General features: G+C 57.3%; 13 protein-coding genes and 1 other RNA gene. 10 read left to right on the top strand and 4 right to left on the bottom strand.

The genetic code is table 11. The features are described 5' to 3' along the window. Positions 1 to 8: 8 nt before the first annotated feature. Complete coding sequence (gene cof / locus CWM57_RS10830) at positions 9 to 827, top strand: HMP-PP phosphatase (protein ID WP_016160381.1); 819 nt, start codon at positions 9 to 11, stop codon at positions 825 to 827. Between the two features lie 44 nt (positions 828 to 871). Here the strand turns inward: cof and CWM57_RS10825 are convergent, their stop codons facing one another. Continuing rightward, the gene (locus CWM57_RS10825) at positions 872 to 1,924 is read right to left on the bottom strand and encodes a PLP-dependent cysteine synthase family protein (RefSeq protein ID WP_074386730.1); all 1,053 of its coding nucleotides are present in this window, start codon (positions 1,922 to 1,924) and stop codon (positions 872 to 874) included. 115 nt (positions 1,925 to 2,039) lie between these two features. On the opposite strand from CWM57_RS10825, the gene CWM57_RS10820 reads away from it, so the two are divergent. The 5 genes from CWM57_RS10820 (at position 2,040) to amtB (ending at position 7,986) form a co-directional block, all read left to right on the top strand. Next, entirely contained in the window at positions 2,040 to 2,498 is a 459-nt protein-coding gene (locus tag CWM57_RS10820) for an Lrp/AsnC family transcriptional regulator (protein ID WP_004204786.1), read from the top strand. Positions 2,499 to 2,540: 42 nt separating this feature from the next. Further along, entirely contained in the window at positions 2,541 to 4,313 is a 1,773-nt protein-coding gene (locus tag CWM57_RS10815) for a SmdA family multidrug ABC transporter permease/ATP-binding protein (RefSeq protein ID WP_061155544.1), read from the top strand. Beyond that, positions 4,306 to 6,084 carry a SmdB family multidrug efflux ABC transporter permease/ATP-binding protein gene (locus CWM57_RS10810; protein WP_061155543.1) on the top strand — a complete coding sequence of 593 codons (1,779 nt, stop codon included), beginning with the start codon at positions 4,306 to 4,308 and terminating at the stop codon, positions 6,082 to 6,084. Before CWM57_RS10815 ends, CWM57_RS10810 begins: the two co-directional genes overlap by 8 nt. Positions 6,085 to 6,327: 243 nt before the next feature. Next, positions 6,328 to 6,666 carry a P-II family nitrogen regulator gene (glnK, locus tag CWM57_RS10805; RefSeq protein ID WP_002891893.1) on the top strand — a complete coding sequence of 113 codons (339 nt, stop codon included), beginning with the start codon at positions 6,328 to 6,330 and terminating at the stop codon, positions 6,664 to 6,666. Between the two features lie 33 nt (positions 6,667 to 6,699). Then, positions 6,700 to 7,986, top strand: a complete 1,287-nt coding sequence (amtB, locus tag CWM57_RS10800; RefSeq protein WP_061155542.1) for an ammonium transporter AmtB — start codon at positions 6,700 to 6,702, stop codon at positions 7,984 to 7,986. Positions 7,987 to 8,037: 51 nt separating this feature from the next. Here the strand turns inward: amtB and tesB are convergent, their stop codons facing one another. Further along, positions 8,038 to 8,901, bottom strand: coding sequence for an acyl-CoA thioesterase II (gene tesB / locus CWM57_RS10795; RefSeq protein WP_008805414.1), 864 nt, complete (start codon positions 8,899 to 8,901; stop codon positions 8,038 to 8,040). A gap of 221 nt (positions 8,902 to 9,122) precedes the next feature. Here tesB and CWM57_RS10790 point away from each other — a divergent pair, with 221 nt between their 5' ends. After that, entirely contained in the window at positions 9,123 to 9,614 is a 492-nt protein-coding gene (locus CWM57_RS10790) for a YbaY family lipoprotein (protein WP_008805415.1), read from the top strand. A 37-nt stretch (positions 9,615 to 9,651) separates the two neighbouring features. Here the strand turns inward: CWM57_RS10790 and CWM57_RS10785 are convergent, their stop codons facing one another. Further along, positions 9,652 to 9,963, bottom strand: a complete 312-nt coding sequence (locus tag CWM57_RS10785) for an MGMT family protein (RefSeq protein ID WP_061155540.1) — start codon at positions 9,961 to 9,963, stop codon at positions 9,652 to 9,654. 68 nt (positions 9,964 to 10,031) lie between these two features. Continuing rightward, positions 10,032 to 10,439: a dTDP-glucose pyrophosphorylase gene (locus tag CWM57_RS10780; RefSeq protein WP_100676202.1), complete on the bottom strand. Its 408-nt coding sequence runs from the start codon at positions 10,437 to 10,439 to the stop codon at positions 10,032 to 10,034. Between the two features lie 241 nt (positions 10,440 to 10,680). On the opposite strand from CWM57_RS10780, the gene ffs reads away from it, so the two are divergent. The 3 genes from ffs to CWM57_RS10765 all read left to right on the top strand — a co-directional run bounded on the left by ffs (position 10,681) and on the right by CWM57_RS10765 (position 11,556). Continuing rightward, positions 10,681 to 10,777: signal recognition particle sRNA small type (gene ffs, locus CWM57_RS10775), an RNA gene on the top strand. Between the two features lie 309 nt (positions 10,778 to 11,086). Further along, positions 11,087 to 11,344, top strand: coding sequence for a hypothetical protein (locus CWM57_RS10770; RefSeq protein WP_002891977.1), 258 nt, complete (start codon positions 11,087 to 11,089; stop codon positions 11,342 to 11,344). Next, positions 11,341 to 11,556 carry a hypothetical protein gene (locus CWM57_RS10765; protein WP_004142688.1) on the top strand — a complete coding sequence of 72 codons (216 nt, stop codon included), beginning with the start codon at positions 11,341 to 11,343 and terminating at the stop codon, positions 11,554 to 11,556. The genes CWM57_RS10770 and CWM57_RS10765 overlap by 4 nt, the downstream gene beginning before the upstream one ends. Positions 11,557 to 11,645 lie beyond the last annotated feature (89 nt).

Here is an 11,645-nt window from a genome sequence, read left to right as displayed (position 1 = left end):
AATACATCATGGCAAAACTGGCCGCATTTGATATGGACGGCACCCTGCTGATGCCGGACCATCGTCTCGGCGAGCAAACGCTCACCGCGCTGAAACGGCTGCGGGAACGTAATATCACCCTGACGTTCGCTACCGGTCGCCATGTGCTGGAGATGCACCATGTGATTGGCGAATTTTCCCTGGACGCATTTCTGATCACCGGCAACGGGACGCGCATCCATTCGCTGGAAGGGGAGGAGCTTTATCGCCAGGATCTCGCTCCCGAGGCGGCGGAAGCGGTGCTGCACAGCAAATGGGATACTCAGGCCAGCATGCATGTGTTTAACGATGGCGGCTGGTTCACCGGTCAGGCAAGGCCTGAATTGTTGCAAGCACATGTCTTCAGCGGCTTTCACTATCAACTGTGCGATCCGAAACGCATGTCGGCGCAGCATGTCACCAAGATCTGTTTTTGCGGCGATCATGACGATCTCCGCCGCCTGCGGATCCAGCTAAATGAGACGCTGGGCGATCGCGCGTTTCTCTGCTTCTCGGCGATGGACTGTCTGGAAGTGCTGCCGGTTGGGTGTAATAAAGGTGCGGCGCTGGCGGTGCTCAGCCAGCACTTAGGCTTCACCCTGCAGGAGTGCATGGCGTTTGGCGATGCGATGAACGACCGCGAGATGCTGGGCAGCGTTGGGCGGGGATTTATCATGGGCAACGCGATGCCGCAGCTGAAAGCCGAGCTGCCGCATCTTCCTGTTATCGGTGACTGCCGACATCAGGCGGTCTCCCACTTTTTAACGCATTGGCTGGATAATCCTGATCTTCCTTATTCCCCCGAATAGAGAGACCCTTCCGGCAAGCCAGATAGTTTTCTATCTGGCTTTTTTTATCGCCTGCCGACCAGCGCGGCGATCTCCACCTGCCAGGGCGCGATATCGCCGATATTGGCGGCCACCCACTGCGGGTTGTAATAGGTTTCCAGGTAGCGCTCGCCGCTGTCGCACAACAGCGTGACGATGGAACCCGTTCGTCCTTCCTCGCGCATCCGCGCGGCCAGCTGCAATACGCCCCACATATTGGTGCCGGTAGAAGCGCCGACCTTGCGCCCAAGCTGTGTTTCCAGCCACAGGGCGGTGGCCACGCTCGCCGCATCCGGCACGCGCAACATCTCGTCGACGACGTCGGGAATAAATGACGGTTCGACGCGTGGGCGGCCGATGCCTTCAATTTTGCTGCCGACCAGGCTGCGCAGGCTGGCGTCGCGGGTCTGCCAGTACTCGAGGAAGACCGAATTCTGCGGATCAACAACCATCAACTGCGTCTCATGGCCCTGGCTGCGGATATAGCGGCCAATGGTTGCCGAGGTGCCGCCGGTGCCGGCGCTCATGACGATCCATGATGGCTGCGGGTGCGGTTCATGGCTCATCTGGCGGAAAATACTGTCGGCGATATTATTGTTACCGCGCCAGTCGGTGGCCCGTTCGGCGAAGGTGAATTGATCCATATAATGGCCGTTCAGCTCGCGGGCCAGCATTTCGGAAGCGTCGTAGATTTCGCAGGCGCTCTGCACAAAATGGCAGCGTCCGCCGTAAAACTCGATCTGTTCGATTTTACGTTTGGCGGTGCAGGAAGGCATCACGGCGATAAACGGCAGCCCCAGCAGGCGGGCGAAATAGGCCTCCGAAACGGCGGTTGAGCCCGAGGAGGATTCAATAATCGGCGTACCTTCTTTGATCCAGCCGTTGCACAGGCCATAGAGAAACAGCGACCGTGCCAGGCGATGCTTAAGGCTGCCGGTGGGGTGGGTACTTTCATCTTTCAGATACAGCTGGATGCCTGGAAACGCAGGCAGCGCCAGACGGATCAGATGCGTGTCAGCGGAGCGCTGATAGTCGGCGTTGATTTCGCTAATGGCATGTTTAACCCAGGCGCTATTCATCGTGATTTCCTGTTTGTCATTTTGTGCCTAGCTTAGCGGAAAGTCCGGGAAAAATTGTTGCCATTTAACCTTTGGATTACCATTATGGGAGCAAAATTTTCTCTTCGGATACCCTATGCTAGATAAAATTGACCGTAAGCTGCTGGCGCTGCTGCAGGAAGATTGCACCCTCTCTTTGCAGGCGCTGGCCGATGCCGTTAATCTGACCACCACACCCTGCTGGAAACGCCTGAAACGGCTCGAAGATGAAGGTATTTTGCGCGGGCGCGTCGCCTTACTGGATGCGGAAAAGGTGGGGCTGGGCCTGACGGCGTTTGTCCTGATCAAGACCCAGCATCACAGCAGCGACTGGTATTGCCATTTTGTGAGCGAAGTGACGCAGATGGCAGAGGTGCTCGGCTTCTGGCGGATGGCAGGAGAGTATGATTACCTGCTGCGGGTGCAAGTGGCCGATATGAAACGCTATGACGATTTTTATAAACGTTTAGTGAACAGCGTGCCGGGGCTGTCGGATGTCACTTCGAGTTTTGCCATGGAACAGATAAAATATACCACTGCCTTGCCTGTCGAATAACGGTATTGCGCCGTAACCCATTACAAATCAGGATTTTACTGCTTGCGATTATTTGCTCAACTCAGCTGGTACTTCCGCCGGGAGTGGCGCCGCTATCTTGGCGCGATTGCCCTGCTGGCCATTATTGCCGTCCTGCAGCTTATTCCGCCGAAGGTGGTGGGCATTGTGGTGGACGGCGTGACGCAACAACATTACACCGCCGAGAAGGTGTGGATGTGGATCGGCGCGCTGGTGCTGGTCGCGGTAATGGTCTACCTGCTGCGCTATGTCTGGCGCGTGCTGCTGTTCGGCGCCTCTTACCAGCTGGCGGTCGAACTGCGGGAAGATTTTTACCGGCAACTGAGCCGCCAGCATCCGGCATTCTATTTACGCCATCGTACTGGCGATCTGATCGCCCGCGCCACCAACGATGTTGACCGGGTGGTATTTGCCGCCGGTGAAGGGGTGTTAACCCTGGTGGATTCGATGGTGATGGGTTGTGCGGTATTGATTGTGATGTCGACGCAGATTAGCTGGCAGCTCACCCTGCTGGCGCTGTTGCCGATGCCGCTGATGGCGCTGGCGATTAAACGCAACGGCGATGCGCTTCACGAACGTTTTCGCGTGGCCCAGGCGGCCTTTTCCAGCCTTAACGATCGCACACAGGAGAGCCTGACCAGCATCCGTATGATTAAGGCTTTTGGGCTGGAGGATCGCCAGTCGGCGCAGTTTGCCGCCGATGCCGCCGATACCGGCGCGAAAAACATGCGCGTGGCACGCATTGATGCGCGTTTCGACCCCACCATCTATATCGCCATCGGGGCCGCTAACCTGCTGGCTATCGGCGGCGGCAGCTGGATGGTGATCCACGGCAGCCTGACGCTGGGCCAGCTGACCAGCTTTGTAATGTATCTTGGCCTGATGATTTGGCCGATGCTGGCGCTTGCGTGGATGTTTAACATTGTTGAGCGCGGTAGCGCGGCCTATGGTCGTATCCGCACGATGCTCGAAGAGGCGCCAGCGGTGGACGACGGTACTGAAGCCGTGCCAGCAGGCCGCGGTGTCCTGCAGGTTGCCATCCGCAATTTCAGCTATCCGCAGGCGAGTAAACCGTCGCTGGAGCAGGTTAATTTTACCCTCCAGCCTGGGCAAATGCTGGGTATCTGCGGGCCGACAGGTGCCGGTAAAAGTACCATTCTGGCGCTGCTGCAACGTCATTTTGACGTCACCAGCGGCGAGATCCGCTTTCACGATCTGCCGCTGCCGCGTCTGCAGCTCGACAGCTGGCGTGCCCGGCTGGCGGTGGTCAATCAGACGCCATTTTTATTCTCCGACACCGTCGCCAATAATATCGCGCTGGGCAAACCGGATGCGACACCAGCGCAGATTGAACGCGTGGCACGGCTGGCCAGCGTGCATGACGACATTCTGCGCCTGCCCCAGGGGTACGATACCGAAGTGGGCGAGCGCGGCGTGATGCTCTCCGGCGGCCAGAAACAGCGCATCTCGATTGCCCGCGCTCTGCTGCTGGAGGCCGAAATTTTGATCCTGGATGATGCTTTGTCGGCGGTGGATGGCCGTACGGAGCACCAGATCCTGCACAACCTGCGCCAGTGGGGAGAGGGGAGGACGGTGATTATCAGCGCCCACCGGCTGTCGGCGCTGACCGAGGCCAGTGAAATTCTGGTGTTGCAGCATGGGCATATTGCCCAGCGTGGCCGCCACGAGGCGCTGGCCGTGCAGCCAGGCTGGTATCGCGACATGTATCGTTACCAGCAGCTGGAAGCCGCGCTCGACGAGGTTCCGCAGGCGCAAGAGGAGGCCCTGGATGCGTAGCTTTACCGAACTCTGGCCGACGCTTAAACGCCTGCTGGCCTATGGTTCACCGTGGCGTAAGCCGCTGGCCATCGCGGTGGGGATGATGTGGATCGCGGCGGCGGCGGAAGTGAGCGGCCCGCTGCTCATCAGCTATTTCATCGATAATATGGTGGCGAAGCATACGCTGCCGCTGAAGCTGGTGGCAGGCCTGGCGGTAGCCTATATCGGCCTGCAGCTGCTGGCGGCGTTACTGCACTATAACCAGTCGCTACTGTTTAACCGCGCCGCGGTCGGCGTCGTCCAGCAGTTGCGCAGCGACGTGATGGATGCCGCCCTGCATCAGCCGCTCAGCGAGTTTGATACCCAGCCGGTCGGGCAGCTTATCTCACGGGTGACCAACGATACCGAAGTCATTCGTGACCTGTACGTGACGGTGGTGGCAACCGTGCTGCGCAGCGCCGCGCTGATCGGCGCGATGCTGGTGGCAATGTTCAGCCTCGACTGGCGAATGGCGCTGGTGGCGATCGCGATTTTCCCGGCGGTACTGATCGTGATGATTATCTATCAGCGCTATAGCACGCCGATTGTGCGCCGGGTGCGCGCCTGGCTTGCTGATATCAACGATGGTTTCAACGAAGTGATCAACGGCATGGGGGTGATCCAGCAGTTCCGCCAGCAGGCGCGCTTTGGTGAACGGATGCGCGAGGCCAGCTATGCCCACTACCTGGCGCGAATGCAGACGCTGCGCCTCGACGGTTTCCTGCTGCGCCCGCTGCTGAGCCTCTTTTCCTCGCTGGTACTGTGCGGGCTGCTGATGCTGTTTGGCTTTAGCGCGGTGGGCACGATCGAGGTCGGGGTCCTGTACGCGTTTATCAGCTATCTCGGACGCCTCAATGAGCCACTCATTGAGCTGACCACCCAGCAGTCGATGCTGCAGCAGGCGGTGGTCGCCGGCGAACGCGTTTTTGAGCTGATGGATCGCCCGCGCCAGGCGTGGGGCTCGGATGACGCGCCGCTGCGCAGCGGCCGGGTGGAAATTGACCATCTCTCCTTTGCCTACCGGGGGGATCGACTGGTCCTGCAGGATATCAGCCTGGACATTCCCTCGCGCAGCTTTGTGGCGCTGGTCGGGCATACCGGCAGCGGGAAGAGTACTCTCGCGAGTCTGATGATGGGCTATTACCCGTTAACCCACGGGGAGATCCGCATCGATGGTCGGCCGCTCGCTTCCCTCAGCCACAGCGCGTTGCGTCGGGGCATCGCGATGGTGCAACAGGATCCGGTGGTACTGGCGGATACCTTCTATGCCAACGTCGCGCTGGGTCGGGACATCAGTGAGACGCAGGTCTGGGAAGCGCTGGAGGCGGTGCAACTGGCGGAGGTGGCGCGCAGCATGAGCGATGGCCTGTACACCCAGTTGGGCGAGCAGGGCAATAACCTCTCCGTCGGGCAGAAGCAGCTGCTGGCGCTGGCGCGCGTACTGGTGGAGACTCCGCAGGTGTTGATTCTGGATGAGGCGACGGCCAACATCGACTCCGGCACCGAGCAGGCGATTCAACTGGCGCTGGCGAAAGTTCGTCAGCATACCACCCTGGTGGTCATCGCCCATCGGCTGTCAACCATCGTTGAGGCCGATACCATCCTGGTCCTGCATCGCGGACAGGCTGTCGAGCGAGGTAATCATCAGCAGCTGCTGGCGGCGAAAGGGCGATACTGGCAGATGTATCAGCTGCAGCTGGCTGGCGAAGAGCTAGCGGCCAGCGCCAGAGAAGAATCGCTCAGCGCCTGATGCACCACCATCAGGCAGCGAAGAAAGCGTGGCCTGCCGTGGTGCAAAAACGTTACATCAAATGCACTGTTGTGGTGCATTTTTGCGCTGCAAACGCGTTTCAGCAGGCAATTGTCTGACCTGCACCCTGTTTTTTGCCATCAAAGGGCCGCTCTGCGGCCTTTTTTCATTTCTGGCATAGCCCTTGCTTTATATCCATCGTGTTAGCTGCGGCCATTACCGAATACTGACTGGAGGGGACTTATGAAGCTGGTTACCGTGGTAATCAAACCATTCAAACTGGAAGACGTGCGTGAAGCCTTGTCTTCCATCGGCATTCAGGGCCTGACGGTCACTGAAGTCAAGGGCTTTGGCCGTCAGAAAGGTCATGCGGAGCTCTACCGCGGCGCCGAGTATAGCGTCAACTTTCTGCCAAAAGTGAAGATTGATGTGGCGATTGCCGACGATCAGCTGGATGAAGTCATCGATGTGATCAGCAAAGCGGCTTACACCGGAAAAATTGGCGACGGCAAAATTTTCGTCGCTGAATTGCAGCGCGTCATTCGCATCCGTACCGGCGAAGCTGACGAAGCGGCACTGTAATTTCCAGACCACACAGTGATGGGGAACGAAACAATGAAAATGGCAACAATGAAATCGGGTCTGGGGGCATTGGCCCTTCTTCCGGGACTGGCAATGGCTGCGCCCGCAGTGGCGGACAAAGCCGATAACGCGTTTATGATGATTTGCACCGCGTTGGTTCTGTTTATGACTATCCCGGGGATCGCGCTGTTTTACGGCGGCCTGATCCGCGGCAAAAACGTTCTTTCCATGCTGACCCAGGTGATTGTGACCTTTGGCCTGGTCTGTGTACTGTGGGTGATTTATGGCTATACCCTGGCCTTCGGCACCGGCGGCAGCTTCTTCGGTAGCTTTGACTGGGTGATGCTGAAAAATATTGAACTGAAAGCGCTGATGGGCACCTTCTATCAGTACATCCACGTTGCCTTCCAGGGATCGTTCGCCTGTATCACCGTCGGGCTGATCGTGGGGGCGCTGGCTGAACGTATTCGTTTCTCCGCCGTGCTGATTTTTGTGGTGGTGTGGATGACGCTCTCTTATGTTCCGATTGCGCACATGGTCTGGGGCGGCGGTCTGCTGGCGACCCACGGCGCGCTGGACTTCGCGGGCGGTACCGTTGTACACATCAACGCCGCCGTCGCCGGGCTGGTGGGTGCGTACATGATGGGCAAACGTGTGGGCTTCGGCAAAGAAGCGTTCAAACCGCATAATCTGCCGATGGTGTTCACCGGCACTGCCATCCTCTACGTGGGCTGGTTCGGCTTCAACGCCGGCTCCGCCAGCGCAGCGAACGAAATTGCCGCACTGGCTTTCGTCAACACCGTCGTCGCCACAGCGGCAGCCATCCTGGCCTGGACCTTTGGCGAATGGGCCCTGCGCGGTAAGCCTTCTCTGCTGGGCGCCTGCTCCGGTGCAATTGCCGGTCTGGTTGGCGTCACCCCGGCGTGCGGGTATATCGGTGTCGGTGGGGCGTTGATTGTGGGTATCGCATCTGGTCTGGCGGGTATTTGGGGCGTAACAGCGCTGAAACGCTGGCTGCGGGTTGATGACCCTTGCGACGTCTTCGGCGTCCACGGCGTCTGCGGCATCGTCGGCTGTATCCTGACCGGTATCTTCGCGGCCACCTCTCTGGGCGGCGTGGGTTATGCAGAAGGCGTCACCATGGGCCATCAGCTGCTGGTGCAACTCGAAAGTATCGCCATCACCATCGTCTGGTCGGGCGTCGTGGCTTACATTGGCTACAAAGTGGCTGACATGACCGTAGGGCTGCGCGTACCGGAAGAGCAGGAGCGCGAAGGGCTGGACGTCAACAGCCATGGCGAAAACGCCTACAACGCCTGATAGAAAACCCTTCTCCTTGTAGCAAAAAGCCTCCCGTCCGGGAGGCTTTTTTTATGCGTTGCGGTTGCGCATCACCCCTTCCTGGACCGTTGAAGCTACCAGCGTTCCATCCTGAGTGTAGAACTCGCCGCGGACGAAGCCACGGGCGCTGGAGGCCGAGGTGCTTTCGACACTGTACAGCAGCCATTCATTGATATTAAACGGCCGGTGGAACCACATTGAGTGGTCGATGGTGGCGACCTGCATGCCTGGCTCAAGGAAGCCGACGCCGTGCGGCTGCAGTGCGACCGGCAGGAAATTAAAGTCCGAGGCATAGCCCAGCAGATACTGATGAATACGTAGATCGTCGGGAACGGCGCCGTTGGCGCGCAGCCACACCTGGCGCACCGGTTCGGCGATATGGCCTTTCATCGGGTTATGAAATTCAACCGGGCGGATCTCCAGCGGTTTATCACAGAGGAATTTATCTTTCACCTGCGGCGGCAGAAGGTGTGCCAGCTTGCGGGCGATATCGGTTTCCGAGTGCAGGCCGTCAGGAGAGGGGGCCGGCGGCATCGCTTTCTGATGCTCATAGCCGTGCTCTGGCGCCTGGAAGGAGGCGGTCATATAGAAGATCGGCTTCCCGTTCTGAATGGCGGCCACTCGCCGGGCGCTAAAGCTGTTGCCGTCGCGCAGTACTTCCACATCGTAGACGATCGGTTTCTGGCTGTCGCCGGGGCGCAGAAAGTAGCTGTGAAATGAATGTACCAGACGTTCAACGGGCACGGTCTCTTTTGCCGCATACAGCGCCTGGCCCACCACCTGGCCGCCAAAAACCTGGCGCAATCCCAGGTCTTCGCTCTGTCCGCGGAATAACCCTTCCTCAATTTTTTCCAGATCTAATAATGCCAGCAGGTTAGAGAGTGCCTGACTCATACTTATCCTCAATTAATGATAGCGGCGCAGCGCGATGCGCGTGATGTGGCAAAGTATAACCTGGAATCGCAAGTGGTCCGATGGGTGTAATAATCTGAATAACGAGGGGGCAACAGGAACAAATCTGAGATCTGTGCCACACTTATTGACGACACGAAAGTTCCTGCCGGCGAAGCGGCGGAACATCCTCCTGGGTATTAAGGGATGATAAGGAGAACATCATGAAATTTGCCTATATGTTTAGTGCCTTAGCCGTCGCCGCGACGCTAACCGCCTGTGCTAATCACCACTCTACCAGTTCTTCGACTCAGGCAGCCGCGCCCGACCCTTATGGCATCGCGACGCTGAGCGTGGCACAGCAGCAGCCGAGCGTTACGGGGACGATTAATATCCGCCAGAGAATCGCTTTACCGCCGGACGCGGTACTGACGGTGACCCTGTCGGATGCTTCTCTGGCAGATGCGCCAGCCCGCGTGTTGTCGCAAAAAGCGGTGCGTACCGAAGGCAAACAGGCGCCATTTAACTTTGCCCTGCCTTACAATCCGGCAGACATTCAGCCGAACGCCCGTATTTTGCTGAGTGCCGCGATCGCGGTGAACGGCCAGCTAATGTTCATTACCGATACCGTGCAGACAGTGATAAACCAGGGGGGGACGCATGCCGACCTGACGCTGGTTCCGGTCACGCAGACCGCCGTCCCCGTTGCGCAATAAGCTCGCCGAGCCCCCTGACGGGGGCTTTTTTTTACCTTCAGTAAACCCAGCGATAATGCTGAAGATCGATATGGCCGCTGCCGGAGACCTGAACCCCTTCGGCCAGCAACGCCTGACGCTGTCGCTGAAGATCGGGCCCGGTGAGGGAGATATCGCCATGGCGATTGACCACCCGATGCCAGGGCAGGGTGGACCCTTCCGGTAGGCGCTTCAGTACGCCGCCTACCTGGCGTGCGGCGCGCGGTGAACCGGCCAGGCGGGCGATATCGCCGTAGGTGGCGACATAGCCTTCCGGTATCGACGCCACGATGTGCCAGACGCGTTGGGGGAATGTGTCGTGCGGATCCATGTTCAGCCCTGTTAACCGGAAAACGCCAGCATAAGCGCTGAGCCGCAGGCTGTACAGCCTGCCTCGGTTCAGGCGGGTTGTTCGACAGTGAAAGTCAGGGCCAGGCCGAGGATCTGCATGCCATGGACATTGTCAGACGGTGAACTGGCGATGAGGCTCTCAAGAAATTTCAAACGCTGCGAGGTGGCGTTAATGATTAGCTTCGCCCGCAGGCCCGGCATGGTCAGCGACGAAATGGGGTAAACCACCCGACCGCTGATGTAGACGGGCAGCTTGCGCAGTTCCACCTGGCGCAGCACGCCGACGGTGGAATAGAGCAGCGCCAGCGGCGTGACCGCTCGCACTGGTGCCTGACTGATGGTCACGAAGTCGAGCATTTTTTCCGGGCGCAGATAGTTCACGCCATGAAAGGCGATGGTCATCCCTTCAATAGCGGGTAAAGGCAGAGTGATGGTCTGTGGTGATGAGTCAGTCATTCGATTACCGTAGAGACAATGTGCTGATGATAAAAGGGGACGCAAGGTGGCTAAGTATGGTGGATAACCCGCTTGTGTGCTGAGCGCGCGCTCGCAATCTTACCGGTTGACCGTGAGTTGCTGGTTTTATTGGCGTATTGTGCAATAAACCGGCAGGTGAGCGGGGCGAGCTTGCAATTCACCAGGTCAGCAGGGATAATGCGCCAGCGCGTTAGGTAACTAGCGCTCTCAATGGGGGCTCTGTTGGTTCTCCCGCAACGCTACTCTGTTTACCAGGTCAGGTCCGGAAGGAAGCAGCCAGAGCAGACGACGTGTGTGCCGGGATGTAGCTGGCAGGGCCCCCACCCATTTCGCCCTTCTGATATATCCCTTGTATTTGTCCGGTCTTTACTTCTGCTATAATTAATTTCTGATACAGGTCACATATTATTTTTGGTTGTTAAAACACCCCCTTTTTATTCCATAATATTCACTTGTCATAAATATGAAATACTACTGAAATATTAATGTCATTTGTATGTCATAAATAAAGGGCATCTTACTGATGGGAATTTGTTGCCAGAGCCATGCTATAAAATATATCTCTGGATCAGCATGTTAACTTCGTGTATTAATTATGATGATTTTATTGCACGGGAAGCGTAGCTATGACCACAGTGGTTTTGAATGTAAAAATTGACGCCGAGTTAAAAGAGAAGCTGCGTCATTATGCGGAAGTGAATAACGAGAACCTGGGTACAGCAACGGAAAAGCTGCTGCAGCTGGCTTTTCAGCTGGAGGAGTCAGCAGGTGAGGCGGGGGTGACGGAAGAGGACATTGACAGCCAGCATACCGAAGAGGAAGCGACCCCATTAACCCCTAAAGAAATCAAAGCATTAAGAAAACTTCTGAAGAAGAAAAAATGAAACAACAATTCTCTACGGCCAGCAACTATAGCGAAGCTTGCGATATGTTGCGCTCAGGATACGTAAAACACGTGCGCCTGAACTGGAATATCGGTAGTGATGAGTTTTTTCGCATTGCCTCCGACTGGTGTGACACCGGCGCAAAAATAAAAAAAGATGAAGATGGCTTTATTATTTCCCTGAAAGGGTTTCCTATTCCGCGCCAGCATTAATGAAATTGCCTTTTTTCTGTCACCGGGTTGCCATAACCAGAGGGCAGGATAGGCAGGCAATTTTATAAAAACATCTCATATACCTCATG

The sequence above is a fragment of the Klebsiella sp. G-Nf4 genome (assembly GCF_002810615.1).
GTDB classification, from domain to species: Bacteria; Pseudomonadota; Gammaproteobacteria; order Enterobacterales; family Enterobacteriaceae; genus Klebsiella; species Klebsiella variicola.
This window is presented reverse-complemented; position numbering and strand designations above follow the sequence as displayed.

Excerpts from the sequence above, each read along its gene's own strand:
- cof (WP_016160381.1), top strand. The coding sequence starts at position 9 with ATGGCAAAACTGGCCGCATTTGATATGGACGGCACCCTGCTGATGCCG.
- CWM57_RS10825 (WP_074386730.1), bottom strand. The coding sequence starts at position 1,924 with ATGAATAGCGCCTGGGTTAAACATGCCATTAGCGAAATCAACGCCGAC.
- CWM57_RS10820 (WP_004204786.1), top strand. The coding sequence starts at position 2,040 with ATGCTAGATAAAATTGACCGTAAGCTGCTGGCGCTGCTGCAGGAAGAT.
- CWM57_RS10810 (WP_061155543.1), top strand. The coding sequence starts at position 4,306 with ATGCGTAGCTTTACCGAACTCTGGCCGACGCTTAAACGCCTGCTGGCC.
- glnK (WP_002891893.1), top strand. The coding sequence starts at position 6,328 with ATGAAGCTGGTTACCGTGGTAATCAAACCATTCAAACTGGAAGACGTG.
- amtB (WP_061155542.1), top strand. The coding sequence starts at position 6,700 with ATGAAAATGGCAACAATGAAATCGGGTCTGGGGGCATTGGCCCTTCTT.
- tesB (WP_008805414.1), bottom strand. The coding sequence starts at position 8,901 with ATGAGTCAGGCACTCTCTAACCTGCTGGCATTATTAGATCTGGAAAAA.
- CWM57_RS10790 (WP_008805415.1), top strand. The coding sequence starts at position 9,123 with ATGAAATTTGCCTATATGTTTAGTGCCTTAGCCGTCGCCGCGACGCTA.
- CWM57_RS10785 (WP_061155540.1), bottom strand. The coding sequence starts at position 9,963 with ATGGATCCGCACGACACATTCCCCCAACGCGTCTGGCACATCGTGGCG.
- CWM57_RS10780 (WP_100676202.1), bottom strand. The coding sequence starts at position 10,439 with ATGACTGACTCATCACCACAGACCATCACTCTGCCTTTACCCGCTATT.
- CWM57_RS10770 (WP_002891977.1), top strand. The coding sequence starts at position 11,087 with ATGACCACAGTGGTTTTGAATGTAAAAATTGACGCCGAGTTAAAAGAG.
- CWM57_RS10765 (WP_004142688.1), top strand. The coding sequence starts at position 11,341 with ATGAAACAACAATTCTCTACGGCCAGCAACTATAGCGAAGCTTGCGAT.